25 protein-coding genes are annotated in these 25,837 nt (G+C 72.7%); 14 read left to right on the top strand and 11 right to left on the bottom strand.

Going from position 1 to position 25,837, the window contains the following annotated elements; all coding sequences use genetic code 11:
- Window positions 1-14: 14 nt before the first annotated feature.
- The 5 genes from ACF062_RS13070 to ACF062_RS13090 form a co-directional block, all read right to left on the bottom strand.
- Window positions 15-1,178 (bottom strand): MupA/Atu3671 family FMN-dependent luciferase-like monooxygenase, encoded by a 1,164-nt coding sequence (locus tag ACF062_RS13070; RefSeq protein WP_392137833.1) that lies wholly within the window; start codon window positions 1,176-1,178, stop codon window positions 15-17.
- Window positions 1,163-4,786: an amino acid adenylation domain-containing protein gene (locus tag ACF062_RS13075; RefSeq protein WP_392137834.1), complete on the bottom strand. Its 3,624-nt coding sequence runs from the start codon at window positions 4,784-4,786 to the stop codon at window positions 1,163-1,165. Before ACF062_RS13075 ends, ACF062_RS13070 begins: the two co-directional genes overlap by 16 nt.
- A complete protein-coding gene (locus ACF062_RS13080; RefSeq protein ID WP_392137835.1) occupies window positions 4,779-6,191 on the bottom strand; it encodes an MFS transporter in 1,413 nt (470 codons plus the stop codon). Before ACF062_RS13080 ends, ACF062_RS13075 begins: the two co-directional genes overlap by 8 nt.
- Before the next feature lies 1 nt (window position 6,192).
- Window positions 6,193-6,399 (bottom strand): MbtH family protein, encoded by a 207-nt coding sequence (locus tag ACF062_RS13085; RefSeq protein WP_392137836.1) that lies wholly within the window; start codon window positions 6,397-6,399, stop codon window positions 6,193-6,195.
- A gap of 210 nt (window positions 6,400-6,609) precedes the next feature.
- Window positions 6,610-7,848, bottom strand: coding sequence for a Ku protein (locus tag ACF062_RS13090; RefSeq protein ID WP_392137837.1), 1,239 nt, complete (start codon window positions 7,846-7,848; stop codon window positions 6,610-6,612).
- A 124-nt stretch (window positions 7,849-7,972) separates the two neighbouring features.
- Between ACF062_RS13090 and ligD the strand changes: the two genes are divergently transcribed.
- The 3 genes from ligD (at window position 7,973) to ACF062_RS13105 (ending at window position 10,348) form a co-directional block, all read left to right on the top strand.
- Entirely contained in the window at window positions 7,973-8,869 is an 897-nt protein-coding gene (gene ligD / locus ACF062_RS13095; RefSeq protein WP_392137838.1) for a non-homologous end-joining DNA ligase, read from the top strand.
- Window positions 8,866-9,753 carry an ATP-dependent DNA ligase gene (locus ACF062_RS13100; protein ID WP_392137839.1) on the top strand — a complete coding sequence of 296 codons (888 nt, stop codon included), beginning with the start codon at window positions 8,866-8,868 and terminating at the stop codon, window positions 9,751-9,753. The genes ligD and ACF062_RS13100 overlap by 4 nt, the downstream gene beginning before the upstream one ends.
- Before the next feature lie 166 nt (window positions 9,754-9,919).
- Window positions 9,920-10,348 (top strand): nuclear transport factor 2 family protein, encoded by a 429-nt coding sequence (locus ACF062_RS13105; protein ID WP_356574421.1) that lies wholly within the window; start codon window positions 9,920-9,922, stop codon window positions 10,346-10,348.
- 27 nt (window positions 10,349-10,375) lie between these two features.
- On the opposite strand, the gene ACF062_RS13110 is transcribed toward ACF062_RS13105, so the two are convergent.
- The gene (locus ACF062_RS13110; RefSeq protein WP_392137840.1) at window positions 10,376-11,185 is read right to left on the bottom strand and encodes a nuclease-related domain-containing protein; all 810 of its coding nucleotides are present in this window, start codon (window positions 11,183-11,185) and stop codon (window positions 10,376-10,378) included.
- 195 nt (window positions 11,186-11,380) lie between these two features.
- On the opposite strand from ACF062_RS13110, the gene ACF062_RS13115 reads away from it, so the two are divergent.
- From ACF062_RS13115 to ACF062_RS13145, 7 genes are all read left to right on the top strand, one after another.
- On the top strand, window positions 11,381-11,869 hold the full coding sequence (locus ACF062_RS13115) for a hypothetical protein (RefSeq protein WP_392137841.1): 489 nt from the start codon (window positions 11,381-11,383) through the stop codon (window positions 11,867-11,869).
- A gap of 50 nt (window positions 11,870-11,919) precedes the next feature.
- Window positions 11,920-12,579 carry a class F sortase gene (locus ACF062_RS13120; RefSeq protein ID WP_392137842.1) on the top strand — a complete coding sequence of 220 codons (660 nt, stop codon included), beginning with the start codon at window positions 11,920-11,922 and terminating at the stop codon, window positions 12,577-12,579.
- 52 nt (window positions 12,580-12,631) lie between these two features.
- Complete coding sequence (locus ACF062_RS13125; RefSeq protein ID WP_356574427.1) at window positions 12,632-13,378, top strand: hypothetical protein; 747 nt, start codon at window positions 12,632-12,634, stop codon at window positions 13,376-13,378.
- Window positions 13,375-14,679: an ATP-binding protein gene (locus tag ACF062_RS13130; protein ID WP_392137843.1), complete on the top strand. Its 1,305-nt coding sequence runs from the start codon at window positions 13,375-13,377 to the stop codon at window positions 14,677-14,679. The genes ACF062_RS13125 and ACF062_RS13130 overlap by 4 nt, the downstream gene beginning before the upstream one ends.
- Window positions 14,680-14,775: 96 nt before the next feature.
- A complete protein-coding gene (locus ACF062_RS13135) occupies window positions 14,776-15,231 on the top strand; it encodes an SH3 domain-containing protein (protein ID WP_392137844.1) in 456 nt (151 codons plus the stop codon).
- Window positions 15,232-15,324: 93 nt separating this feature from the next.
- Window positions 15,325-16,692 carry an FtsW/RodA/SpoVE family cell cycle protein gene (locus ACF062_RS13140; protein ID WP_392137845.1) on the top strand — a complete coding sequence of 456 codons (1,368 nt, stop codon included), beginning with the start codon at window positions 15,325-15,327 and terminating at the stop codon, window positions 16,690-16,692.
- Entirely contained in the window at window positions 16,689-18,164 is a 1,476-nt protein-coding gene (locus ACF062_RS13145) for a penicillin-binding transpeptidase domain-containing protein (RefSeq protein ID WP_392137846.1), read from the top strand. Before ACF062_RS13140 ends, ACF062_RS13145 begins: the two co-directional genes overlap by 4 nt.
- Before the next feature lie 11 nt (window positions 18,165-18,175).
- Here the strand turns inward: ACF062_RS13145 and ACF062_RS13150 are convergent, their stop codons facing one another.
- Window positions 18,176-19,282 (bottom strand): ferritin-like domain-containing protein, encoded by a 1,107-nt coding sequence (locus tag ACF062_RS13150; RefSeq protein ID WP_392137847.1) that lies wholly within the window; start codon window positions 19,280-19,282, stop codon window positions 18,176-18,178.
- A 138-nt stretch (window positions 19,283-19,420) separates the two neighbouring features.
- Here ACF062_RS13150 and ACF062_RS13155 point away from each other — a divergent pair, with 138 nt between their 5' ends.
- The 4 genes from ACF062_RS13155 (at window position 19,421) to ACF062_RS13170 (ending at window position 23,034) form a co-directional block, all read left to right on the top strand.
- Window positions 19,421-20,359 (top strand): diiron oxygenase, encoded by a 939-nt coding sequence (locus tag ACF062_RS13155; protein WP_392137848.1) that lies wholly within the window; start codon window positions 19,421-19,423, stop codon window positions 20,357-20,359.
- 56 nt (window positions 20,360-20,415) lie between these two features.
- Window positions 20,416-21,141 carry a TetR/AcrR family transcriptional regulator gene (locus tag ACF062_RS13160; protein ID WP_392137849.1) on the top strand — a complete coding sequence of 242 codons (726 nt, stop codon included), beginning with the start codon at window positions 20,416-20,418 and terminating at the stop codon, window positions 21,139-21,141.
- Window positions 21,142-21,165: 24 nt separating this feature from the next.
- Entirely contained in the window at window positions 21,166-21,438 is a 273-nt protein-coding gene (locus ACF062_RS13165) for a hypothetical protein (protein WP_392137850.1), read from the top strand.
- A gap of 444 nt (window positions 21,439-21,882) precedes the next feature.
- Window positions 21,883-23,034, top strand: a complete 1,152-nt coding sequence (locus ACF062_RS13170) for an NlpC/P60 family protein (protein ID WP_392137851.1) — start codon at window positions 21,883-21,885, stop codon at window positions 23,032-23,034.
- Here the strand turns inward: ACF062_RS13170 and ACF062_RS13175 are convergent.
- From ACF062_RS13175 to ACF062_RS13190, 4 genes are read right to left on the bottom strand one after another with little or no spacing between them, the layout of a single operon-like run.
- Window positions 23,004-24,242 carry a styrene monooxygenase/indole monooxygenase family protein gene (locus ACF062_RS13175; RefSeq protein WP_392137852.1) on the bottom strand — a complete coding sequence of 413 codons (1,239 nt, stop codon included), beginning with the start codon at window positions 24,240-24,242 and terminating at the stop codon, window positions 23,004-23,006. The genes ACF062_RS13170 and ACF062_RS13175 overlap by 31 nt on opposite strands.
- Before the next feature lie 59 nt (window positions 24,243-24,301).
- The gene (locus ACF062_RS13180) at window positions 24,302-24,922 is read right to left on the bottom strand and encodes an ATP/GTP-binding protein (protein WP_223776740.1); all 621 of its coding nucleotides are present in this window, start codon (window positions 24,920-24,922) and stop codon (window positions 24,302-24,304) included.
- Window positions 24,903-25,331 carry a DUF742 domain-containing protein gene (locus ACF062_RS13185; RefSeq protein ID WP_392137853.1) on the bottom strand — a complete coding sequence of 143 codons (429 nt, stop codon included), beginning with the start codon at window positions 25,329-25,331 and terminating at the stop codon, window positions 24,903-24,905. Before ACF062_RS13185 ends, ACF062_RS13180 begins: the two co-directional genes overlap by 20 nt.
- On the bottom strand, window positions 25,328-25,834 hold the full coding sequence (locus ACF062_RS13190) for a roadblock/LC7 domain-containing protein (RefSeq protein ID WP_392137854.1): 507 nt from the start codon (window positions 25,832-25,834) through the stop codon (window positions 25,328-25,330). The genes ACF062_RS13185 and ACF062_RS13190 overlap by 4 nt, the downstream gene beginning before the upstream one ends.
- Between the last annotated feature and the right edge of the window lie 3 nt (window positions 25,835-25,837).

The raw sequence follows: 25,837 nt of genomic DNA on the forward strand, positions 1-25,837 counted from the left end.
AGGCTGGTTCGGGGTCACAGTGCGGCCTCTCTCAACTCGGCGAGGCGGTGCAGCCCCGCGAGTACCTCGTCCCGTCCGATGCCGAAGTCGATGAAGCAGGCCACCTCGTCGCAGCCCAGGTCGCGCAGGTCGGCGAGCATCTTGGCGCAGGTGCCGGGCGAGCCGAGCAGGCTGCCCCAGTTCAGGTAGCGATGGAAGGCGAACTCGGTGAGCATCGCGGTCTGTTCGCCGGTCAGCTCGGCGCCCCCGCGGGCGTCCGCCGCGCGGTTGGCGGCGGTCTGGCGCAGGTACGAGCCGAGGTACGCCTTGAGGGGCGCGGCGGCCAGGCGCCGCACCTCGGCGTCGTCCGCGCCGACGTAGGTGTGCGCCATCAGCGTCACGCGCCCGTGCGCGTCGGTGCCCGCCTGGTCGGGGGCGGCGGCGCAGGCCCTGCGGTAGCGGTCGATCCTGTCGGCCAGTTCGTCCCTGCTCTGCCCGACGGTCGCGCCGAGCACCCCGGCGCGCAGCCGCCCGGCGGTCTCCCAGGTCTCGGGATTGCCGGAGGTGGTGATCCACAGCGGCAGTTCCCGCTGTACGGGACGTGGTTGCGGGACGACGGTGACGGGCTGCCCGGTGCCGTCCGGGTAGGTGGCCGGTTCGCCCGCCCACAGCCGCCGCAGTTCCGGCACGGCTTCGAGGGTGCGCCGCCTGCGGTCCTCGTAGTGGCCGGGGGCGAGGGTGAAGTCGGCGGAGTGCCAGCCGGTGGCGACGGAGAGGCCGGCGCGGCCGTGCGAGAGGTTGTCGACGACCGCCCAGTCCTCGGCGACCTTCAGCGGGTGGTGCAGGGGCAGGACGACGCTGCCCGCGCGGATCCTGATGCGCTCGGTGGCGACGGCGAGGGCCGCGCTGAGCACGGGCGGGCTCGGGAAGACCTGGCCGACCTGCTGGAAGTGGCGTTCGGGGGTCCAGATGGCGTGGAAGCCGAGGCGGTCTGCGGTGCGGGCGACGGTGAGGATGTCGTCGTAGGTCCGGGCGTGCGACGTGGGGCTGCCGCTGGGGGTGCCGCCGTCGGCGGCCGCGGTGGGGCTGCCGCCCCGGGCCCCATCGCGTGTGGCCGCGGTGGGGCTGTCGCCCGTACCGCCGTCGCTCCTGGCCGCCGTGGCGCTGTCCGCGCCGAAGAACATCACGCTGAGGTCCACGGCCTCTCCTCCTGCTCTCTGCCGGGGTGGCTCTGCTGATCCTGCTGACGGGGTACGCGCGGCCGCCTCGGGATGGGGGCGGGCGCCGGGCCGGCGGTGACGCGCGCCCTGGCCAGTCCCGCGGCGAGGGCGGCGACGGTCGGGGCGGCGAAGAGCTGTGCGGCCGTCACGGTCCTGGCGTCGGTGGTGAGGCGGGCGGCGACCCGCACCGCGCGCAGCGAGTTGCCGCCGAGGGCGAAGAAGTCGTCGTCCCGCCCGACGTCCGCGACGCCGAGGACGTCGGCCCACACGGCGGCGACCTCTCGCTCCAGCGGAGTCACCGGGCCCGTGGCGAGCTCGGCCGGGGCCGGGACGGTGACCCTGTCACGCTCGTCCGCGCGGCGCGGGGGCCCGGTGGGGACGAGGTCGCCGAGGCGGGCGTCCGGGGTCTCGGCCGCCGTGAGCAGGGCGTGCGGCAGCGCGTCCGCGAGCCACGTCACGAAGCGCTCCTCCAGGGACTGCGCGCGGTACTCGAAGGTGAGCGTGAGGCCCTCGGGGGCGCCGCCGGGTCCGGTCGCCTCGGTGACGTCGACGAGCAGTTCGAAGCGGGCCTCGCCGGTGCGCACCACCTCGACGCCCAATTCGGCGCCGGGCAGGTCCACCTCGGCGCGCGCGTTGTTCTGCAGGGCGAGGACGACGTCGGTGAACGGCTGCCGTCCCCGCGCGCGCGGCGGGTTCAGCTCGCTCACGACCTGCTCGAACGGCACGTCCTGGTGGGCGAAGGCGCCGAGGTCGCATCCGCGGACCCGGGCGAGCAGTTCCCGCGCGTTCGGGACGCCGGACACGTCGGTGCGCAGCGCGAGCATGTTCACGAAGAACCCGACGGCGTCCTCGACGCCGCCGTCTCCCGCGCGCCCGGCCACGGGTGCGCCGATCGTGAGGTCCTCCCCCGCGCCCGCCCGCGTGAGGGCGGCGGCGAGCGCGGCGTGCAGGGCCATGAAGAGGGTGGCGCCCTCGGCGCGGGCGGCGTCGAGGAGGCGGGCGTGGGCCACCTCGTCGAGGCGGCGCACCACGGTCGCGGCGGTCGGCCCCGGTACGGCGGGCCGGTCAGGGCGGCGCGGAAGCAGCGGCCCCTCGGGGTCGGCTCCGCCCAGTGTCCGCCTCCAGTAGGCGAGTTGGCGGGCGGTGAGCGAGGCGGGGTCTTCGGGTGGGCCGAGGCGTGCCGCGTGGCGGCGGGCGTGCTCGGCGTAGGTGACGGGCAGGGGTGGCTGCGCGGCCTGCCTTCCGCCCTCGGCCCGCGCGGCGTAGGCGCGTGACAGGTCGCGGAAGAGCGGGGCGAGGGACCAGCCGTCCCCGGCGATGTGGTGGACCAGGACGAGCAGGGCGTGCTCGCCGGGCCGCTCGCGGACGCTGAACAGGGCGGCGCGCAGGGGAAGTTCACGGCTGAGCTCGAAGCGGTGCCGGGCGGCTGCCTCCACGGCGTCCGTCACCTCGGCTTCCGCGACGGTGACGTGACAGAACGGCGGCCGGGCCTCGGCCCCGTCCAGCACGCGCCGCACGGGTGCGCCGTCCACCTCGTCGAAGACGGTACGGAGCACTTCGTGCCGGGTCACGACGTCCCCGAGGGCGTCGGCCAGCGCGTCCGGGTCGACCGCGCCGCGCAGCCGCACCAGCATGGGCAGGTTGTACGCGACTCCCGCGCCGAGCCGGTCGAGGAACCACAGGCGGTGCTGGGCGGGCGAGACGGGGAGGGGGGCGGTGTTCCCGTATGCCGGATCCGCGTGCCGCACCGGGGACTTGGCGGCCTGGTCGACGTACGGGGCCAGCCGGGCCGGGGTGGCCGCCGCGAAGAGCGTCCGCAGGTCGAGCTCGGCGCCCAGCCGGGCGTGCACACGGCCGAGCAGACGCGCGGCCAGCAACGAGTGGCCGCCCAGGGCGAAGAAGTCGTCGTCAGCGCCGACCGGGCCGCCTCCGAGCACATCGGCGAACAGCCCGCACAGCGCGCGCGCCGTCTCACCGTCCCCACCCGGCGAGGCATCACCCGCCCCTCGCTGAGCCCCGCCCCGCGGCAGCGGCACCGGCAGCGCGGCCCGGTCCAGTTTGCCGCCGGCCGTCAGCGGAAGCGCGTCCAGGAGGACGAAGGCGGCGGGCACGAGAAAGTCGGCGAGCTCCCGCTCGGCGTAGGAACGGAGGCCGGCTTCGGAGAGGGCGGATCGCACCGGCCCGGCCTGGCCGCGGTGGGCGTCTTGGCCGTCTTGAGCCGCCCGCGCCCCCGGAACCACATACGCCACCAGCTGCCGCTCACCGTCCCGCTCCGCGCGGGTGGCCACCACCGCGGCGCGGTCGACCCCCGGGTGGCGGGTCAGGGCCGCCTCGACCTCCGCCGGTTCCACCCGGAAGCCGCGGATCTTCACCTGGTCGTCGGCCCGGCCCCGGTACTCGAAGGTGCCGTCGGGGCGTCTGAGCGCCAGGTCACCGGTGCGGTACATGCGTGTGCCGCCGGCGGAGCCACCCGCACGCCCCGCCGCATCACCGAAGGGCGACGCCACGAACCGCTCCGCCGTCAGCCTCGCGTCGCAGTAGCCGCGCGCGACGCCCGCCCCGGCGGCGTAGAGCTCGCCGGTGACGCCGTCCGCGACCGGCCGCAGGCGGTCGTCGAGGACGTACAGCCGTTTACCCGCCAGCGGACGGCCGATCGGTACGGGACGGCCGTCGCGTACGTCCTGCGGAGTGACGCGGTGGACGGTGAGGAAGACCATGCACTCGACGGGGCCATAGCCGTTGCTGAGCCGCAGGCCCGGCCGTCGCTCCAGGGCGCGGGCCACGTGCGGGGGCGACAACGCCTCTCCGCCGACGATCAGTTCGCGCAGTCCGGTGAGGGCGCGCGGGTACTCGTCGACGATGACGTCGAAGAGGGAACCGGACAGGTACATGGACGTGACCGAGTGCGCGGCGACGAGCCGCGCGATCACGACCGGGTCGGGGCGCCGCCCCGGATGCAGGACGCACGTCCCGCCGCCAAGCAGTGGCCCCCACAGCTCCAGCGCGAAGGCGTCCCACGACACGGGCGCGCACTGCAACCACACCGCGCCCGGCCCGAAGGAGGCGTAGTCCTGGCCGGTCAGCGTCTCGGTGACGGCGCGGTGCGGGGCCACGATGCCCTTCGGCCGCCCCGTCGACCCGGAGGTGAACATCACGCAGGCCACGTCGTCCGCCGCCACCCGTACCGCGCCGCGCGGCAACGGCCGTGCGCGCCCGGCGTCCTCGACGTGCAGCACCGGCGCGGCCTCGGCACGCAGCGGCTCCGGTTCCGCCCCGCGCCGCGCGAGCACCGCCGTGATGCCCGCGTCCCCCGCCATGCCGCGCAGCCGCCCGGCCGGGAAGCCCGGATCGAGCAGCACGTACCCGGCACCGGCCTTGAGCGTGCCGAGGACCGCCACGACCAGCTCCACGGAGCGCTCCAGATACACCCCGACGGTGTCGCCGCGCCGCACCCCGCGCGCCGTGAGGAGCCCCGCCAACCGGTCGGCGCGGGCGTCCAGTTCGGCGTACGTCAGCCGTTCGTCCTCGTACACGAGGGCGGTCGCGTCGGGCGCCCGTGACGCCCGCTCCTCGAAGAGTTCATGCACGCACCGCGTCATCCTTCTCACCGCCCTCGCGCTCGGTCTCGTCGTCGATGTCCGGCAGCAGCACGTCGATGTCCCTGATCGACCGGCTCGCCAGACCCCAGAGCGCGACCGCGATGCCCGCGACACCGGCGAGGAAGAGCATCGCCGCCATGCCGCTGCCCGGGGCGTCGCCGAACAGCGGGCCGAGGACCACGAAGACGCCGCTCCCGTCGGCGGCCTGCGGCTCGAAGACGCCGTCGGCGAGCGGCCCGGAGAACGCCATGGCCAGCGGCCCGGAGATCTGCGACAGGAACATCACCGCGCCGAAGACCCGGCCCTGCCACTCGTGGGGCACCTTGGTCTGCACGATCGACTGCATGGAGGTGTTGACGACCGTCATGAGCACCGCGCCGGCCAGCATGGCCGCGCACCAGCCGACGACGCCGCCGACCAGGGACGTGCCGAGCTGCGCCGACAGGCACATGCCGAGGATGCCGAGCATCATGCCCCGGCCGCGGTTCTTCGGGCCGCCCCACGCGGCCATCACCAGGCCGCCGAGGACCCCGCCGATGCCGATCGCGCTGTTCACCGCGGCGAGCGCGCCGTTGCCCGACTTGAGAAGGACCATGGGCTGGACGACGGCGAAGCCGAAGACCATCACCAGGTTGACCACGCAGAAGTTCACGGTCATGTCGCGCAGGCTCGCCTGCCGGAAGAGGTAGCGCATGCCCTCGACGGCCTCGGCCGTGATCTTCGCGCGCGGGGCGCCGGCCCCCTCCGGGACCTTGTCGCCCCGCATCCGCACGATGCGGATGCCGATCAGCGCGAAGGCGTAACTGGCCAGGTCGATGACGAGGATGGCGCCGATCCCGGTGAGGGCGATCATGATGCCGCCGAGCGCCGGGCCGCAGATCCCCGCGGCGCTGCGGGCGCCCGCCAGCAGGCCGTTGGCGCGGCCCAGCTGGTCCTTGCGCACCAGCAGCGGGACGGCGGCGGTGAGCGCGGGCAGCTGGAACGCGGCGGAGATGCCCAGCAGCACGGTGGCGGGATAGACCTGCCACGGTTCCAGGCCGCCGCCGAAGAAGTGCACGAGGGCCAGCAGGCCGACGGCCAGGATTCCACCGGCGTCCGCGATCTGGAGCGCCGACCGTTTACGAATGCGGTCGATAATCGCGCCCGCGAATGGGCTGAACAGTGCCTGCGGAAGCACCGCGCACAGAGACAGCGCGGTGACGGCGGACGCCTGCTCTCCGGTGGACCACACCTCGATGATGAAAGCGAATCTGAGAACGGCGCTTCCGACCAGTGAGACGGCCTGCCCCGACCAGACGAGCAGCAAGGGACCCGTATCACTGAAGGGGCCCGTCCGCCGCTTTTGCCCACCCTGCGGCGCCGCTTTCCCCGCCGCTTTTTCGCGACCGGTCACGTCAGGAGCCGGATATAAGGCTCGCCGGACGCATATCGGTCCAGTGCTCTTCCACGTAGGCCAGGGAATCCGCCCGTGAACTCGCCTCTTGTGCGACGGTCCAGCCGGCCGGGATTTCGGGTCCGACGGGCCAGAGGGTGTGCTGATTCTCGTCGTTCACGAGTACCAGGTATTCCGCACCATCATCTTCGAATGGATTACTTGCCATATACCTTAAACCCCCCGGAAATCCCAAAGAATCCCATTGTGTCCGCAGGGATCATTGCGCGGAATATCTAATTCCATCAAGCCATTGTGATATAGATCACAGACCGCAAAAGGGGCAAGAGGGTGCGGTTTGGCCCGTCCGGCGGACGAACTTTGCAATTTTCCCTTCCGCGTCAACCGCGGACGGAATCCGGAACTGCCGCTCGCTTCTTCACGCCGAGGCGCGGCGCCTGGCCGTGGTCTTCTGCGCCGACGCCGTCTTCTCCCCGGCCGCCTTCTGCGCCGTCTTCTTGGACGTCTTCTCGGTCGTCTTCTTGGCTGCGGTCCTGGTCGCCGTCCTGGCCGCTGTCTTGGCCGCCGTCTTGCCCGTGGTCGCCCTGCTCGCGCTCGCCTTGCCCGCGTCCGCCTTGCCCGCCGTCGATCTACGGGCCGTCGCCGTGGACTTCGTCGCCGTCTTCTTGGCGGGCGCGTCCTTCTTCTTCGCCGCGGTCGACGTCGACTTCTTGCCGCCGACCTCCTTGGGGGCCGCGGGGGCCGACCCGCGCGCCGAAGCCGTCTTGCGCGGGGAGGTGGAGGCCGTCTTGGCGCGGCGGTCCCCGAGCCGGGTGACCTCCGCCTCCCCGACCCCCTCACCGGACTCGGCGGGCTCCCCCGCCCCGGCGGACTCGCCCCGGGCCGTGCGGGCCGCCCGGACGCTGTTCTCCAGGGCGGCCATCAGGTCGATGACCTTGGCGCCGCCCGCCTCGCCGGCCGGGACCTTCTCGGCGGGGGCCCCGCCCTCGACCTTCGCGGCGATGAGTTCCTCGACCGCCGCGCGGTAGTCGTCATGGAGTGTGGACATGTCGACCTCGCCAAGGGTGTCCATCAGGGCGTCGGCCAGGTCGAGTTCGGCGTCGCGGACCGTGACGTGGGAGTCGGGGGCCACCCCCTCGGGCTCGCGGATCTCGTCCGGCCACAGCAGCCCGTGCATGGCGATCACGTCGTCGACCACGCGCAGCATGCCGAGCCGCTCCCGGCCCCGGAGCGCGTACTTCGCGATGGCCACCTTCCGGCTCCGCTTGAGGGCCTCGCGCAGCAGCGTGTACGGCTTGGCGGCCGGGACGCCATTGGCCCCGAGGTAGTACGCGGCGTCGATCTGGAGCGGGTCGATGCGGTCGGCCGGGACGAAGGCCACGATCTCGATCGTCTTGGCCGTCGGGATGGGCAGCGCCGCCAGGTCCTGGTCCGTGATCGGGATGATCGACCCGTCCGCGTCCTCGTACCCCTTGCCGATCTCCGCCGAGGTCACCTCGCGGTCCTCCAGCTCGCACACCTTGCGGTAGCGGATCCTGCCGCCGTCCTCCGTGTGGATCTGGCGGAAGGAGACCGAGTGGTTCTCGGTGGCGTTCACGAGCTTGATCGGGATGCTGACCAGGCCGAAGGAGATCGCACCGTTCCATATGGATCGCACGTCCGGGACCTCTCACTGGGGAGCTGGGGGGACTGGGGCGCGGGGCCGGGGCGCCATGCGCCGGTTCTTGCCCCGCTTTTCAGGGGTTTATGGCGTTCTGAGCGTTTTATGGGAGTCTCATCGTATGACGCCGATCACAGAGGTGGAGGGGCGACGGATCTCGCTCAGCAACCTGGACAAGGTCATCTATCCCGCGAGCGGCTTCACCAAGGGCGAGGTGCTGCACTACTACGCCAGCACCGCCGACGCCCTCCTGCCGCACCTCGTGGACCGGCCCCTGTCCTTCCTGCGCTACCCCGACGGGCCCGACGGCCAGCGCTTCTTCACCAAGAACGTGCTGCCGGGCACCCCTGAATGGGTGCGGACCGCCGAGGTGCCCCGCTCCGACGGGCCGACGCGCCAGATCCTCGTACAGGACCTGCCGTCGCTGATGTGGTCGGCCAATCTGGTGACCGAGTTCCACACGCCGCAGTGGCGGGCCGACGCCCCGGCGCGGGCCGACCGGCTGGTGTTCGACCTGGACCCCGGCCCGCCCGCCACCGTCGTGGAGTGCTGCCACGCCGCCCTGTGGCTGCGCGAGCGGCTGGCGGCCGACGGCTTCCACGTGTACGCGAAGACGTCCGGGAGCAAGGGCCTGCACCTGCTCGTCCCGCTGGAGCCGACGCCCTCGGAACGCGTCAGCGCGTACGCGAAGTCCCTGGCCGTCGAGGCCGAGCAGGAGCTGCCCGCGCTCATCGTGCACCGGATGACGCGGAGCCTGCGGCCGGGCAAGGTCTTCGTCGACTTCAGCCAGAACGCCGCCGCGAAGACCACCGCCGCGCCCTACACCCTGCGGGCCCGCGCCGAGCCGACCGTCTCCACCCCCGTGACCTGGGAGGAGGTCGAGACCTGCGAGGACCCGGAGCAGCTCGTCTTCACCGCGGGCGACATCGCGCCCCGGCTGCGGGACCACGGCGACCTGCTCGGCCCCCTCGTCACCCACGACGGGGCCAGACCCCTGCCCGCCCGGGCCGCGCGATGAGCCTGACGCGGCCCGTACGGGTCGCCCTCGCGGAGGCGGTGAGCGCGCTGCCGGAGGGCGGCGGCTGGGCGTACGAGCCCAAGTTCGACGGGCACCGCATGGTCGTGCTCCGGGACGAGCGGGGCGAGGTGACGCTCCAGGCCCGTTCGGGAAGGACCGTCACCAGTGCCTTCCCCGACCTCGCCGAGGCCGCGGTCAAGCTGCCCGAGGGCACCGTGCTCGACGGCGAGGTCGTGGTCTGGTCCGGTGGCCGCATCGACTTCGCCGCCGTGCAGCGGCGGGCGGCGGCCACCCGCGCGCGTGCCGGCGTCCTCGCGCGCACCCTGCCCGCCTCGTACGCCGCCTTCGACCTGCTCACGGAGGGCGGCGAGGACTGCCGCCGGCTGCCGTACACGGAGCGGCGCGCGCGCCTCGTACGGCTGCTCGCGGCCTGGGGGCCACCGCTCCAGGCGGTGCCGTCGACGACCGACCGGGAGCTGGCCCTGACCTGGTATGAGACGCTGCCCGCGACCGGCGTCGAGGGCCTGGTGATCAAGCGGCTCGACTCGGCGTACCGGGGCGGCACCCGCGCGTGGCTGAAGCTGCGGCACAGCGACACCCGGGACGCCGTCGTGGTCGGCTGCACCGGGAACCCCGCCCGCCCCCAGGCGCTGGTCCTCGCCCTGCCCGGTGACGGCACCCCGGTGGTGTCGTCACCGCTGTCCCCCGCGGTGCGGTCGGCGGCCGCGCAGGCGCTGCCTGAGCCGGTGGGCGAGGGGGTGGCGAACGCGATCGGCATCGGCGACCTGACGTACGCGGCGCTGCCCGCCGAGCCGGTGGTGATGGTCGAGGTACGGCAGAACACCACGCGGCACGCGACGGCGGTCGTGGTCCGGTTCCGGTGAACGGTGAACGGTGAACGGGACCGACCGGCTCGGCGCCGCATGCGCGCGACCGGCTGCGGCCGGATGTGACCGGCATCACCTCTAATCAAGTTTGACTAGAAACCCTCAGAGGCATACCTTCTCCGTCAGTAGTCAAAGTTGATGAGCCTTCCGACGAGGAGACCGAGTGACCTTCCTGCCCGAGACCGGATACGTGCCGACCGACGAGGACCGCGCGAGCCTGGACGCCTGGTTCGCCGAGTACGACGCGCACAGCGCGAAGCGCGATGTGGAGCGCATGGCCGACCTGGCCGTCTTCCCGCTCAACCTGGTCAGCGACGACTCCGCGGGCGACGGACGGGCCGCGCAGTGGGACCGGGAGCGGTTCGTCGCGACGATGACCCACGTGATGGGAGAGGGCGGCGAGGACATCGGCTTCGAGTCCACGCGTACGCCCGTCTTCCTCTCCCCCGCGATGGCCGTCGTCTTCACCGACTCGGTGATGACGGCGGGCGGCGAGACGCAGCGGCTGCGCTACGCCGACATCCTGATCAGGCGCGGTGGATCGTGGGCCTTCCAGACCATGATCCAGGGCGGTTGGGGGGACAACCTCTGACGCGACCCCAGGCCGGCCGGCGGCGGCTCAGACCCGCCGCCAGGTGTGGCGGTCCCTGGCCAGCGCGTGCAGGGCCTCCACATCGGCCGGTTTCAGTACGCCGCCCAGCCGGGCCAGGGCCGCCAGACCCTCCGCGCGCAGCACCCGTACGTCGCGCGGGTGCTCCGCCGCGGCCAGGTCCGCCGTCCCGGGCCCGGCCAGCGCCAGGACGGGGCGGACCTCCGCCGTGAGCGCGAACGAGGCGCGGCTCGCGTCGGAGCGGAGCGTGCGCAGCAGCGGGACGGGGTCGCGGCGGCCCACGGTCACCATCGGGTCGGCGATGCGCACGCGCTGCTTGCGGACGGCGAGGGCTGCCACGCAGAACAGGCCGCCGGGCCCGATCAGCAGATGCTGGATGCGGGCGCCGCCGGGCAGCGGCAGGGAGTGCAGCGCCCGCCAGCCCGCGCCCTCCAGGGCGTCCAGGGCCTCCCCGACCGCCTGTTCCGCGGCGAGCGCGCGGTGCCTGGGGTCGGCGCGCAGCCTGCGCGGGGGCGCCGGGTCGCGCTCCAGGGCGATGTGGAGGGCCTCGCCGGGGCGGTTCGGGGCGAGGTCGTCGTCGGGGTGCAGGGCGAGCCGGGACAGCTCGGCGGGGGTGGGGACCGGCGGCGGGCCCACCGTGACGTCACCGGCGAGGAACGGCGCGAGGACACGCAGGACTTCGGCCTCGCGGTCCTCGCTGAGCAGGTTCACCCGGGCGGATTCCCGGTCGTACCAGGCCACGCTCCCGCCGTCCGCGCGGCAGACGTACAGCCGCTCCTTCCCGTGCCGCCGGGCCGGTACGACGCGCAGTCCGCTCATGCCGCATCACCCCCGACCATGGGAACAGGCCGTGGGCCGCCGGGGCAAGAACCCGGTTCCGTAACCGCACCGCACGCTCAGGTATGGCGCGCTGTTACACGGCCGAGGGTGGGCCGCAATGACGGACGTCTAGCTTCGGTGGCATCCACCCGGACCAGCGAGACCGGACCGGCAGACCGACCGAAGGAACACCCCGTGAGCACCCGCCGCCACGCCCTGCACGCCGCCGCCGTCACCGCGCTCGTCGGCGGTGCGCTGCTCGCGCCGGCCGCCGGGGCCTTCGCGGGCGCACCGGCGCCGGGCCGGACGCCGCGAGCCGCGGTCCACGAGGTCACGCTGGGCCACGGCGCGAAGGCCGAGGTCCGCAACCGCGACGGCTCCTACGTCGCGACGCTCTCGGTGCGGGACCAGCAGATCGCCACCCTCTCCGCCAGGCACCCCACGGTGACCGAGAGCGGCGTGCGGTACGAGCTGTACCCGTCCAACGGACACATCGGCGTCACCCGCCTGGACGGCGGGCAGGACGCCGTGACCGCCACGCCGCGCGGCGGCGTCGGAGCCGGCGCCGAGGGGGTGCGGGACGCGGGCAGCCCGGCGTTCCTCGTGGCGGGCGGCGGCATGGCGGCGGCCGGCGCCGCGGGTCTCGGCTTCGCGATGCTGCGCCGCGGCCGCACGGACACCTGACCGGGGGGCCACGCTCTCCCGTCCTTCCCCCCGCTCTCATGAGGAGCCCCGTGCCGACCTCCCCCACAGCCGGGTCCTGCCCGGACCGCCCGCGCCGGCACAGCCCCCGCGTCGCGCTCGCCTCCGCCGTGACCGCCGCCGTCGGCATCGCCCTGATCGCCTGCGGCCAGGGCGGCGGCGGCACGGTCCACCCGGCGCCCGACATCGAGATGGCCGACGACGCCGCCACGCCCCGCACCGGCCGGGCCGCCGCCCCGCTGAAGCCCTCCGAGCCGACCGGCCTGCGCATCCCGGCGGCGGGCGTCGACACGTCATCGATGCTCCGCCTCGGCCTGGACGCGGACCGGGAGCTCCAGGTGCCGCCGGTGGACGAGGCGGCGGAGCCCGGCTGGTGGACCGGCTCGGTCACGCCCGGCGAGAAGGGAGCCGCCGTGATCGTCGCGCACTACGACACGGTGAACGGTCCCGCGCTGATGCGGGACGTCGCGAGGATCGGCGTCGGCGACGCCGTCGAGGTGCCCCGTGCGGACGGCGGCACGGCGAGGTTCGAGGTGCGCGAGATCCAGCAGGTGGACAAGGAGGACTTCCCCACCCATAAGGTGTACGGGGCGACCGGGCGGCCCGAGTTGCGCCTGGTGACCTGTGGCGGGCCGATCGTCGGCGGTCACCGGTCTGACAACATCATCCTCTACGCCGACCTGGTCTCATGACGTCCGGCCGGCCGCCGTACGACAGGCCGCACCCGCGGCAGGCAGGAGTGCAGTGAACCGCAGCCGGCTCGCGCTCACCGCCGCCTTCGCCGCGCTCGCCGCGGCCCTGGCCGGCGGCTGCGGCGACCCCGGCGGGCTGCGCGGGGCGGGCGCGACACCCAGCGCCCAGGGCCCCACGCACCTCTGGCCCGACCTGCCGCCCCCGTCCGCGCCCGCCGAGGACTACGGCGCCATAGAGAGCGTGCGGGTCACCGGCGTCAAGGTCCCCGGCGACGACCTGCGCAAGGTGGACCCGGCCGACGTGGTCCGCGCGGACTTCGAACAGAACCCGGGGACGTACGACACCTCGGACTCCGTGTACGAGAAGACCGTGGAGCGGCTCGACGACTGCGCCGACGACGACTCCGGCGCGCGGGAACGGTGCCCGGTCCTCAAGGCGTACTACCGCGATCTGACCGGCGACGGCGAGGAGGACCTGATCGTCGGCGTCTCGACGCCCGATGACAACCTCGACATCCGGGTCTACGCCCAGCAGAAGCGGCGGCTGACGCAGATCATGGAGATGAGCGACGCGGTGCTCGGCGTCGAGCTGGCCGGGCGCGATCTGATCATCCGCGCCGTCTCCAGCCTGCCGGGGTACGAGTACCACACGGTCTGGTCCTGGGACTCCCACCAGAAGACGATGCTGCCGACGCGCGACGAGATCGTCCGCTCCGCGAACGCGCCGCGCCTCAAGACGCCCCGGCCCTCGCCCTCCGCAAGCGGGTCCGGCACGCCCTCCGAGAGCGACGGCCGATGAGCCGGCACCGGCCGCGCGGACCGCGGCTTCCCGCCTGGACGGCGACGCTCACCTGGAAGGCGGCCGTCTTCATCACCGTCATGTGCTGCGCGCTGGCCGCGCTGCTCGGCATGCTCGTCCATGTCTCGGTGACCAACCAGACCGTCGGCCAGGCCCGCGAGCGGGCCCTCGACCGGCTGACGGAGGCCACCGAGCGCTACGAGGCGGGCGACCGCCTCGGGTACGGCGCGGGTGTCGACCCGGAGGGCCTGCCCGGGCCGCTGCGCGAGCTGGCGCTGAGCGGCGAGCGCGGCACGATGGTCGCCGCCCACGAGTCACGGCCGACGATGTGGGCGGCCGGGCCCGCCGACGGGGGCCGCGCCATCGCCGTCCAGGTCGACTACGCGCAGGGCGCCCGCACCATCGACGGGCTCGACCGGGCGATCCTCGGCTCCTCCGTCCTCGCGATCGGGGCGACGCTGCTGGTCGGGGCGTTCGCCGTGACGCGGGTGACGCGGCGGCTGCACCAGACGGCGCAGGTCGCCCGGCGGATCAGCGCGGGCGACCTCGACGCGCGCGTCAACGACCCGCGCACCAAGGGGCCCCCCCGCCGCCAGGACGAGGTGGCCGCCGTCTCCGGGGCGCTGGACACCATGGCGTCCTCGCTCCAGGGCAAGCTGCTGAGCGAGCAGCGGTTCACCGCCGACGTGGCGCACGAGCTGCGCACCCCGCTGACCGGGCTGCACGCGGCGGCCGAGCTCCTCGAACCGGGGCGCCCCACCGAGCTGGTGCGGGACCGGGTGGCCGCGCTGCGCACGCTGACCGAGGACCTCCTGGAGATCTCCCGGCTCGACGCGAGGAGCGAGCGGGTGGACCTGGACGCCCACCGGCTCGCTCCACTGGCGGAGCGGGTGGTGCGGGGCTGCGGCGAGGGCGTGGAGCTGGTCGTCGTCCGCGACGTGTGCGTGGAGACCGACCGGCGGCGCCTGGAGCGGGTGCTCGGCAATCTGGTCGCCAACGCGCTCAAGCACGGGCGGGCGCCGGTGGTGGTGACGGTCGACGGGCCGGTCGTGACCGTGCGGGACCACGGCGACGGCTACCCCGGCTACCTGGTGGAGCACGGCCCGCAGCGCTTCCGTACCGAGGGCACCAGCAAGGGGCACGGCCTCGGGCTGACCATCGCGCTCGGCCAGGCGGCGGTCCTCGGCGCCCGGCTGACGTTCGCCAACGCCCCGGACGGCGGGGCGGTGGCGACGCTGCGGCTGCCCTTCACGGAGGCGCCCGGCGGGGACGCGGCGGAGGGACCCGAAAGCACCACGTGAGCTTTCGCGTACGCACTGTGCCGCTTTTACTGTGACTTGCGGCCTTTGAGCACTCGTCAGAAGCCGCGCGTCCCCCCTTTCCTCCGAGGAGGCCCCATGTCCCTGCGGACCACCACCACCCGGCTCGGCGCACTCGTCGCCGTCGGCGCCCTCGCCACGCTCGGCCTCACCGGCCCCGCCGCGGCGCACGACGACCCCGACCCCAAGGCGCCCGCCACCGGCCACAAGACACCCGCCACCGGCCACAAGACGCCGGCCACCAGCCACAAGACGCCGGCCACCGGCCACAAGACGCCCGTCACCGACTACAAGGCCCCCGTCTACAAGGGCCGGGTGACCGCCAAGAGCGGACTCCTGCTGCGCGACTCGCCCCACCGCGGCAGCCGCGTGGTCCGCAGCGAGCCCCACGGCAAGGTCGTCACCATCTACTGCAAGACCAAGGGTGACCGCGTGGGCCGCACCAACCACTGGTACCTCCTCACCGACGGGACCTGGGCCTGGGGCTCCGCGAACTACATCGCCGCCATCGGAAAGGCACCGCGCTGGTGCTGACGCCGCGTTACCCCGCATGGCCCACATCGTCGACATAGCCGACATATACGGCATAAGCAGACTTCAGGGCAGGTTGCTTGCTACGTTCCCGGCATGACCGGAACAAGAGCGGTCGCCGCCGCACCTCCCGCGGTCCCCGCCGTCCGCGTCCCCCGGCGCCGCGGCACCGAGCTCGCCCTGCTCGTCGTCGCCGTACTGCTCTGCGTGTACGGCTACTGCGATGTCGGCCTCGCGAAGAACGGCACCGTCCCGCCCGGCGCCGCCGGTTACGGCGCCGGGCTCGGCGTGCTCGCCCTCCTCGCGCACCTCGCCGTCCGCTTCCGCGCCCCGTACGCCGATCCGCTGCTGCTGCCCATCGCGGTCCTCCTCAACGGCCTCGGCCTGGTACTCATCTACCGCCTCGACCTTCAGACCCCGCACGACGAGGCCGCGCCCGCCCAGCTGATCTGGTCGACCATCGGCGTGGCTCTGTTCATCGCCGCCGTGCTGGCCCTGCGCGACCACCGCGTGCTCCAGCGGTACGCCTACCTCTCGGTGGTCACCGCGCTGCTCCTGATGATCGTGCCGGTCCTCTTTCCGGCCGTGAACGGCGCCCGGATCTGGATCAGGTTCGGCGGGCTGTCCATCCAGCCGGGCGAGTTCGCCAAGGTCCTGCTCGCGGTCTTCTTCGCCAGCTATCTCGCCGCCAACCGCAACGCGCTGGCCTGCACGGGCCGCACCCTGGGGCGGTTCCGGAGCCTCCAACTCCCCACCGGCCGCGTCCTCGGCCCCATCGTCACGATCTGGCTGCTGAGCGTCGGCGTCCTCGTCCTGGAGCGCGACCTCGGCACCTCGCTGCTCTTCTTCGGGCTCTTCGTGATCCTGCTGTACGTCGCCACGGGCCGCATCGGCTGGATCGCGGTCGGCCTGCTCCTCGCCGTGCTCGGCGCCTTCGCGGTCGGCTCGCTCGAACCGCATGTGCACAGCCGCGTCCAGGACTGGCTGCACCCCTTCGCCTCCATCGACGCGGGCCAGGGCCCGAACCAACTCGCCCAGTCCCTCTTCGCCTTCGCGGAGGGCGGGCTGCTCGGCACCGGGCTCGGGCTCGGGCACTCCATCCTCATCGGGTTCGCCGCGAAGTCCGACTTCATCCTGGCGACGGCGGGCGAGGAGCTCGGCCTCGCCGGGCTCTGCGCGATCTTCCTGCTCTACGCTCTCCTCGTCGAGCGCGGCTACCGCGCGGGCCTCGCGCTGCGGGACCCCTTCGGGCGGTTGCTCGCGATCGGGCTCGCCTCGATCATCGCGCTCCAGGTCTTCGTGATCGCCGGTGGTGTCACGGGGCTCATCCCGCTCACCGGCATGGCGATGCCGTTCCTCGCGCAGGGCGGTTCGTCGGTCGTGACCAACTGGATCATCGTGGCGCTGCTCATCCGGCTCAGCGGCTCGGCCCGCGCCCCGCTCGCCGGCGGGGCCTCCCGGTGACCCGGTACATCAGGCACGCCTCCGCCTTCTGCGCGCTGCTGCTGCTCGCGCTGCTCGTCAACGCCGCCCGCGTGCAGGTCGTCGACTCCGCGGCCCTCGACGGCAACCCCGCCAACCGGCGGGACGCCATCGCCCGCTACGCACAGCCGCGCGGCGACATCCTGGTCGACGGCCGTCCGGTCACCGGCTCCAAGGACACCGGGGAGCAGCTGCGGTACGAACGTACGTACCACAACGGGCCGTTGTACGCCCCCGTGACCGGCTTCGCCTCACAGCTCTACGGCACGACCTTCCTGGAGAACGCCGAGGACGGCGTCCTCTCCGGCACCGACCCGATGCTCGCCCCGCTCCCCCTGTGGAACGACTTCACGCGCGCGCGCAATCCCGGCGGCAAGGTGGAGACGACCATCGTGGGGGCGGCGCAGCGGGCCGCCTACTCCGCTCTCGGCGGCAAGCGGGGAGCCGTGGCGGCGGTCGAGCCGGCCACCGGGAAGATCCTCGCGCTGGTCAGCACGCCAAGCTACGACCCCGAGCGGCTCTCCGGGACGGGCCGTTCGGTGGCGAAGGCGTGGACGACGCTGAACGGCGGGCGCGACAAGCCGATGCTGAACCGCGCGATCCGCAGGACGTATCCGCCCGGCTCGACGTTCAAGGTGGTCACGGCGGCCGCCGCGCTGGACTCGGGGACGGTGACGGATGTGGACGCGCCGACGAAGTCCCCCGCCCCGTACACCCTGCCGGGCACGAACACGAAGCTGAACAACGAGGTGGAGGGCTGTACCGACGCCTCCCTGCGGCACGCCTTCAAGTGGTCCTGCAACACGGTCTTCGCGAAGCTCGGCGTCGACACGGGGCTGGGCCCGATGGCGGACACCGCGCGGAAGTTCGGCTTCAACGACAGCGGGCCGCGCATCCCCTCACCCGTCTCCGCCAGCCACTTCGACACGTCCCTGGACAAGGCGCAGCTCGCGCTCTCCGCCATCGGCCAGTACGAGACCCGGGCGACGCCCCTCCAGATGGCGATGGTCGCGGCGGCGGTCGCCAACGGCGGCTCCCTCAAGACGCCCTACCTGGTGGAGAGGACGACCACGGACGACGGCGACGTGGTGGCCGCCACGGGCCCGCGGACCGTGCGCCAGGCGATCAGTCCGGGCACGGCGGCGCGGCTGCGCGAGATGATGAGGGAGGTCGTCGAGAAGGGCACCGGTGCCAACGCCGCCGTGCCGGGAGCGACGGTGGGCGGCAAGACGGGCACCGCCCAGCACGGCATCGACAACGCTGGCACGCCGTACGCCTGGTTCGTCTCCTGGGCCCAGTCCCCGAAGGACCCCGAGCCCTCGGTGGCGGTGGCGGTGGTCGTCGAGAACGCGTCGGCGGACCGCGGCGACATCAGCGGAGGCGGCAGCGCGGCACCGGTCGCGAAGGCGGTGATGGAGGCGGTGCTGAAGTCCCCGCGGCGGGACGGGCTCTGACCCCGGCCGCCTCAGGTCCTCTCGCCCGCCGCGATCGCGTCCTCCACCTCCGACACGCGCTCCCGCTCCTCCGCCGCGAAGCGCTCCCCGTCCAGTTTCTCGGCGATCTCCTCGTCCTGGGCCATGAGCTGGTCGAGGTTGGCGTCGCCCATCTCGAAGACGCCCATGTCGACATAGGCCTGCTGGAGCCGCTTGCCCCACAGGCCGATGTCCTTCACGCAGGGGACGATGCGGCTGAAGAGCAGTTGCCGGAAGAGGGCGAGGAACTCGGACTGTTCGCTGTACTCCTCGGCCTGTGCCTTGGGGAAGCCGAAGTTCTCCAGGACCTCGTCGCCGCGGAGCCGGTCGCGCATCAAGTAGCAGCCCTCGATGACGAATTCCTCGCGCTCGCGCAGCTCGGCGTCGGTGAGCTGTTTGTAGTAGTCGCGCAGGGCCATCCGCCCGAAGGCGACATGGCGGGCCTCGTCCTGCATGACGTACGCGAGGATCTGCTTCGGCAGGGGCTTGTCGGTGGTGTCGCGGATCATGCCGAAGGCGGCCAGTGCCAGGCCTTCGATGAGGACCTGCATGCCGAGGTAGGGCATGTCCCAGCGAGAGTCGCGGAGGGTGTCGCCGAGGAGCGACTGGAGGTTGTCGTTGATCGGGTAGAGCATCCCGACCTTCTCGTGCAGGAAGCGGCCGTAGATCTCGGCGTGCCGCGCCTCGTCCATGGTCTGGGTCGCGGAGTAGAACTTCGCGTCCAGGTCGGGCGCCGACTCGACGATGCGCGCCGCGCACACCATCGCGCCCTGCTCGCCGTGGAGGAACTGGCTGAACTGCCACGAGGCGTAGTGCTTGCGCAGCTCGCCCTTGTCCTTCTCGGTCAGCTTCGCCCAGTGGGGGGTGCCGTACAGCGCCAGCGACTCGTCGGGGGTGCCGAGCGGGTCGAGCGGGTCGACCTCCAGCTCCCAGTCGATGCGCCTGGCGCCGTCCCACTGCTTGTCCTTGCCCTTCTGGTAGAGAGCGAGGAGGCGGTCGCGCCCTTCGTCGTACTCCCAGCTGAAGCGGGCCGAACCGGCCGACGGTACCTGCCAGTCGGGCTCACCAGGGGGCGTGGTGTAAAGCTCGTGCGTCGACATAGGGGCAGGCTCACACGCTGCTGGACAAGGGGTCAACAAGTCGTGCGCAAGGGATTGACGGCCTTGCTGACAAGCAGTCTCATAAGTGATGACCGCCCGTCAGTACCGCCGGCAACCCGCGACAAGGCAGGAACAGTCATGACGACCGTGACGGAAGACGCTTCGCTCCAGGGTCTGCGGGACGCGCTCGGCCTGCTCAAGGACCGGGAGCAGGTGGCCGTCCGGCTCCTGGAGTCCTCCGCCAAGCACTCCTTCGACCCCGACAAGGAACTCGACTGGGACGCCCCCGTCGAGGAGGGCAAGTGGTTCTGGCCGCCGGAGCTCGTCTCGCTCTACGGCACCCCGCTGTGGAAGAAGATGTCCGAGGAACAGCGGATGGACCTCGCCCGTCACGAGGCCGCCTCCCTCGCCTCGCTCGGCATCTGGTTCGAGATCATCCTCATGCAGCTGCTCGTACGGCACATCTACGACAAGTCGGTGACCAGCGCGCACGTACGCTACGCGCTGACCGAGATAGCCGACGAGTGCCGGCACTCGATGATGTTCGCGCGCATGATCCACAAGGGCGGGGCCCCGACGTACCCCGTCACACGCCTCAACCACAACCTCGCGCGCGTCCTGAAGACGGTCTCCACCACGCCCGGTTCCTTCGCCTGCACGCTGCTCGGCGAGGAGATCCTTGACTGGATGCAGCGGCTCACCTTCCCGGACGAGCGCGTCCAGACCATCGTCCGCGGCGTGACCCGCATCCACGTCGTCGAGGAGGCCCGCCACGTCCGGTACGCCCGCGAGGAGCTGCGGCGCCAGATGGTGACCGCGCCGCGCTGGGAGCGGGAGTTGACGCGGCTGAGCTGCGGCGAGGCCGCGCGGGTCTTCTCGCTCGCCTTCGTCAACCCCAAGGTGTACTCGGATGTGGGCCTCGACCGCCGCGAGGCCGTCGCGCAGGTGAAGGCGAGCGGACACCGCAGGGAGGTCATGCAGACCGGGGCGAAGCGGCTGACGGATTTCCTGGACGACATAGGGGTGATGCGGGGGGTAGGGCGGCGGCTGTGGAGGTCCTCGGGGCTGCTGGCGTAGCTCCCCGGCCGCTGGCCCACGCCCCTCGGGGGCGCGCGGCGGTTACGCTGCGAGGCATGACCTCGCCTGCCACCGCCCCCGCGTACCGCCGCCTGAGCGTCGAGGCGCGGCGGCGGCAGCTCCTGGAGTCCGCGCTCTCCCTCTTCGCGCACCGCGCGCCCGAGGAGGTCAACCTCGACGACGTGGCCGAGGCCGCCGGTGTCTCCCGGCCGCTCGTCTACCGCTACTTCCCGGGCGGCAAGCAGCAGCTGTACGAGGCCGCGCTGCGGTCCGCCGCCGACGAGCTCGAGCAGTGCTTCGCCGAGCCCCCGGAAGGCCCGCTCACCCAGCGGCTCTCCCGGGCACTCGACCGGTACCTGGCCTTCGTCGACGAGCACGACGCGGGGTTCAGCGCGCTGCTCCAGGGCGGCAGCGTGGTGGAGACCTCCCGGACCACCGCCATAGTGGACGGCGTGCGCAGGGCCGCCGCCGAGCACATCCTCGCCCACCTGGACGTGCCGCAGCCGGGGCCCCGGCTGCGGATGACCGTACGGATGTGGATCACCGCGGTGGAGGCTGCCTCGCTGATCTGGCTCGACGAGGAGAAGCAGCCGCCCCTGGACGAGCTGCGGGACATGCTCGTCGAACAGTTCATGTCGGTCCTCGTGACGACGGCGGGGCGTGACCCGCAGACGGCGCAGGTCGTGCGGTGGGCCCTGGGCATGGAGACGCCGGAGGGCCCCGTGGGCGGCCTCGCGCGGCGCGTGCTGCCGGTGGTCGCCGACGCGGGCCACCTGCTGTGACGGCTCCGGTGTGACACTGGTGGCGTGAAGAGCGAAGAGACCCCCTTCGTGGGTGGCCCCCTGGACGGCCGTGTCCTCCCGGTCCTGCTCGGGCCGACCGGACACCCGCCGAAGGTCTACCGCGTGCCCGTCCCGGACGACACCGGCGGCCCCCCGAAGGTTTTTGTCTACCGCCGAACCCCCGCGGAGCCCGGCCGCCGCCTCGCCCTCACCCCGAAGTGGCGGTACGAGTACGACCCGGCCGGCGACAAGAACACCGGCCTGAAGTGGCCGTGGTCGAAGCCGGGGGGCAGGTAGGAGCCGCCGGGTACGGGGCGCCCCGTCAGGGGCCCGGGGCTGTGACACATGCGGCTCCGCCGCGTGGGCGCACTCAGCCCCCGGACCACCCACCGGCCCCGTCAGGGGCGCGGGGCTGCGACATATGCGGCTCCGCCGCGCGGGCGCACTCAGCCCCCAGACCACCCACCGGCCCCGTCAGGGGCGCGGGGCTGCGACATATGCGGCTCCGCCGCGCGGGCGCGCTCAGCCCCCGGACCACCCACCGGCCCCGTCAGGGGCGCGGGGAACTGCGCGACCAGCCGAAACGCACCCGCACCCAAAACACAACCCCCCACGCCGCCACCCCCCATACGAGTGACCCCATTGCGCCGACCGCCCACCTCCGAGAGGCGCACCTCCCGCTGACCCCTCACGCTCACGATGCGCGGCGGAAGTCCCGCCCCCCGCACCGGAGGTGATGACGTGTCAGCAAGGCTGCTGCGCTGGATCTGTACGGGCGCCGCCCTGGGCGCCCTGTGCACGACCGCACCCCCCGCCCACGCGGCCCCGGGTCCGGAAGACCGCTCCGTGGCCGCTCTGCTGACAGACCTTCAGCAGCGCTACCGCCTGGCCGAAGAGGCCACGGAGACCTACAACGCCACCGAGGTGCAGCTCAAGGAACAACGCGCCAAGGCCGCCGACCTGAAACGGAAGCTGAGCCAGGCCCGCGCCTCGCTGAGCGACAGCCGCGGCGACGCCGGCCGCTTCGCCCGCCAGCAGTACCAGGACGCCGCCGGGCTCTCCCCCTACGTACGCCTGCTGCTCGCCCGAGACCCGCAGCGCGCCCTCGACCAGGGCCACGTCATCCAGCGCGTGGCCGCCGGGCGGGCCGCGGTCATCGAGCGGCTGACCGGCGGCGAGAAGAGGGCCGAGGAGCTGGCGGGCGCGGCACAGCGGGCCCTGGACGCCCAGAGCGCCCTGGCCGCCCGGCAGAAGGAGCAGCGGGACAAGGTCGGCGGGCAGCTCAAGGAGGTCCACGAACTGCTCTCCGCGCTCACCCCGGACCAGCTCGCCGCGCTGCGGGAGGCGGAGGACGCGGGGACGGCCCGCGCCCAGGAGGAGTTCGTGGCGTCCGGCGCCCTCGGCGGCAGCCCGGCCACGCGCGCGCCCTCACGGCGGGGCGACAAGGCCCTCGACTTCGCGGTGCGCCAGATCGGACGGCCCTACAAGTGGGGCGCCGAGGGCCCGGACGCGTACGACTGCTCGGGGCTGACGTCGAAGGCCTGGCGGCACGCGGGCCGCGACATCCCCCGGACCAGCCAGGAGCAGTGGGCGAAGCTGCACCGCGTCCCGCTGTCGAAGCTGCGCCCCGGCGATCTCGTCGTCTACTTCCCGAAGGCCACGCACGTGGCGCTGTACCTCGGTGACGGGATGGTCGTGCAGGCGCCGCGCCCCGGCGCCCGCGTCAAGGTGTCACCGGTCGCGGCCAACCCCGTACTCGGCGCGGTGCGGCCCGACCCCGAGAGCCGGCCCCTGCGCCGCTACACCCCGCCGAAGCTGCCCGAGGGCGCGACCTCGGGCAGCGACCTAGGCCATGGCGGAGATCAGGCGCCGGGGGCGACCGACTCCAGGTAGGCGGCGGCCTTGTCCGGGTCGTAGAAGAAGTTCTCGAAGTCGGACGGGTCGTTGAAGCCGTTGGCGAACCGGTCGGCGACCGGCTGGAGCTGCCCGGCCGCGCCGAGGATGTTCAGGACGTGCTCCGGCGGGGCGCCCAGCATGGCGTTGGTCCACTTGGTGACCCACTGCGCGGTGTCCCAGTAGCGGTCGAAGGCCGACTGCATCCACGCCTCGTCGAACGGCTTGTCGCCGTGCTCGACGATGGAGGAGATGTACGAGGCGGCGCACTTGGACGCCGAGTTGGAGCCCTGCCCGGTGATCGGGTCGTTGGCGACGACGACGTCCGCGACACCGAGGACCAGGCCGCCGCCGGGCAGCCGCCCGATGGGCTTGCGGACGGTGGGGGCGTACCGCCCGGCCAGGGTGCCGCCCGCGTCGGTCAGTTCGACCTTCGTGGCGCGCGCGTACTCCCAGGGCAGGAACTTCTCCAGGAGTTCGAGGGTCAGCGCCAGGTGCTCGCTCGGGTCCTTGACGCCCTGGAAGACGTCGAGGGGGCCGCCGGGGACGCCCTCCCAGAAGAGGATGTCGGCGCGGCCGGAGGTGGTGAGCGTCGGCATGACGAAGAGCTCGCCGACGCCGGGCACGAGGTTGCAGCGCACCGCGTCGAACTCGGGGTGCTCGGGGCGCGGGCCGAGCCCGTGGACGTACGCGACCGACAGCGCGCGCTGCGGCTCGGTGAACGGCGAGCGGGACGCGTCGCGCTCGAACATCGACACCAGCTCGCCCTTGCCCGCCGAGACGAGCACCAGGTCATAGGCGCGGGAGAAGTAGTCGAGGTCGGAGACGGCCGCGCCGTGGATGACGAGCTGGCCGCCGCGCTGGGCGAACGTCTCCATCCAGCCGGCCATCTTCACGCGCTGGTCGACGGACTGGGCGTACCCGTCGAGCTTGCCGACCCAGTCGATGACGCGGGAGCCGTCGGGTCCGGCGACCGAGACGCCGAGGCCCTCGATCTTGGGGGCCTGCGACTCCCAGAAGTTCGCCTGGATGTCGCGCTCGTGCTGGAGCGCCGTGTGGAACATGCACTGGGTGGACATGACCCGACCGGACCGGATCTCGTCCGCCGTGCGGTTGGACATCAGGGTGACCTCGTACCCCTGTGCCTGGAGCCCGAGGGCGATCTGGAGCCCGGACTGACCGGCTCCTACGACAAGTATCTTCCGCATGGGGGCACTTCTCCTACGTACGTTCTCAAAGAGGCTGAGGCTGTGGGGGGTGGCGTCGGCTACTCGGGGGTGGCGTCCAGCGCGTGGCCCACCAGGGCGAGCAGCGATTCGATGACCGAGATCCGCTGCCGCGCGTCCATGATCAGTACGGGTATGTGCGGCGGCACCGTCAGGGCCTCGCGCACATCGGGCACCTCGAACCTCTCGCTGCCGTCGAAGTGGTTGACGGCCACGATGTACGGCAGCCCGCAGCTCTCGAAGTAGTCGAGCGCGGGGAAGCAGTCGGACAGGCGGCGGGTGTCGGCCAGCACGACGGCGCCGATCGCGCCGCGCACCAGGTCGTCCCACATGAACCAGAAGCGCTGCTGCCCGGGCGTGCCGAAGAGGTAAAGCACCAGGTCGTCGTCGAGCGTGATGCGGCCGAAGTCCATGGCGACCGTGGTGGTCGTCTTGTCCGGCGTGCCGCTCAGGTCGTCGGTGTCGGCGCTCGCCTGCGTCATCAGCGCCTCCGTCTGGAGGGGCGTGATCTCGGAGACGGCGGTCACCAGTGTCGTCTTGCCGACGCCGAAGCCGCCCGCCACCACTATCTTCGTGGCGATCGGGGCGCGTGACCTGTCCGTCTGCCAGGCCTGCAACTGACTCTCGTCCTCGACGAGGAGTTCAGAGACGGCGGAGTCCACTCAGCACCCTTTCCAGCAGTGCGCGGTCGGGCTGTCCCGGGCCGTGGCCCGTACCGTACACGCGGATCTTTCCCTGATCGGCGAGGTCGCTGAGGAGTACGCGGACCACGCCGAGCGGCATCTTGAGAAGGGCCGAGATCTCCGCGACCGTGCGCATGCGGCGGCAGATCTCGACGATCGCGCGCATCTCCGGCATGACACGGGTGGAGAGGTCGCCCTTGGGCAGTTCGAGGCGCTCCTCGGCCGCTTCCAGCTCGGGGTTGCTCGCCACGAAGGTCTCGACGAGCAGGACGTGACCGAACCGGGTCCGGCCGCCGGTCAGCGAGTAGGGGCGTACGCGAGCGGGTTTTCGGTCGCCGCCGCGCTGCGGCAGCTTCGGCGTCTTGCTGCTGCGGCTGCTGCTGCTCATCGGGCGCTCTCCATCGACTGGCGCAGCTCGCTGCGGAGTTCGGGGGTGAGGACGTGCCCGGCGCGACCGACGAAGAGCGCCATGTGGTACGCGACGACGCTCATGTCGCAGTCCGGGGTGGCGTGCACGCCGAGCAGCGAGCCGTCGCTGATCGACATGACGAAGAGGCTGCCCTCCGCCATCGCGACCACGGTCTGCTTGACCCCTCCGCCGTCCATCAGCTTGGCGGCGCCGATGGTGAGGGAGCCGAGCCCCGAGACGATGGTGGCCAGGTCGGCGCTGGAACCCTTGGGACCGCTGGGGGTCGCCGCCGGGCGCTCGGCGTTGCGCCCGGGGTCGGAGGAGAGCAGCAGCAGTCCGTCGGAGGAGACCACCGCGACGGAGAGTATCCCGGGCACCTCCTCCACGAGGTTCGTCAGCAGCCAGTGCAGATTGCGGGCTTCGCTGCTCAGGCCGTATGGAGCGGGCGTGGCGGGTCCGGCGGAAGAACTGGGCGTGCGCATGGG

The sequence above is a fragment of the Streptomyces sp. NPDC015345 genome (assembly GCF_043078805.1).
Taxonomy (GTDB): domain Bacteria; phylum Actinomycetota; class Actinomycetes; order Streptomycetales; family Streptomycetaceae; genus Streptomyces.

Coding starts and splice junctions, on each gene's coding strand:
- ACF062_RS13140 (WP_392137845.1), top strand. CDS start 15,325: ATGACCGGAACAAGAGCGGTCGCCGCCGCACCTCCCGCGGTCCCCGCC.
- ACF062_RS13190 (WP_392137854.1), bottom strand. CDS start 25,834: ATGCGCACGCCCAGTTCTTCCGCCGGACCCGCCACGCCCGCTCCATAC.
- ACF062_RS13110 (WP_392137840.1), bottom strand. CDS start 11,185: ATGAGCGGACTGCGCGTCGTACCGGCCCGGCGGCACGGGAAGGAGCGG.
- ACF062_RS13150 (WP_392137847.1), bottom strand. CDS start 19,282: ATGTCGACGCACGAGCTTTACACCACGCCCCCTGGTGAGCCCGACTGG.
- ligD (WP_392137838.1), top strand. CDS start 7,973: ATGACGCCGATCACAGAGGTGGAGGGGCGACGGATCTCGCTCAGCAAC.
- ACF062_RS13100 (WP_392137839.1), top strand. CDS start 8,866: ATGAGCCTGACGCGGCCCGTACGGGTCGCCCTCGCGGAGGCGGTGAGC.
- ACF062_RS13155 (WP_392137848.1), top strand. CDS start 19,421: ATGACGACCGTGACGGAAGACGCTTCGCTCCAGGGTCTGCGGGACGCG.
- ACF062_RS13135 (WP_392137844.1), top strand. CDS start 14,776: ATGTCCCTGCGGACCACCACCACCCGGCTCGGCGCACTCGTCGCCGTC.
- ACF062_RS13175 (WP_392137852.1), bottom strand. CDS start 24,242: ATGCGGAAGATACTTGTCGTAGGAGCCGGTCAGTCCGGGCTCCAGATC.
- ACF062_RS13085 (WP_392137836.1), bottom strand. CDS start 6,399: ATGGCAAGTAATCCATTCGAAGATGATGGTGCGGAATACCTGGTACTC.
- ACF062_RS13130 (WP_392137843.1), top strand. CDS start 13,375: ATGAGCCGGCACCGGCCGCGCGGACCGCGGCTTCCCGCCTGGACGGCG.
- ACF062_RS13160 (WP_392137849.1), top strand. CDS start 20,416: ATGACCTCGCCTGCCACCGCCCCCGCGTACCGCCGCCTGAGCGTCGAG.
- ACF062_RS13185 (WP_392137853.1), bottom strand. CDS start 25,331: ATGAGCAGCAGCAGCCGCAGCAGCAAGACGCCGAAGCTGCCGCAGCGC.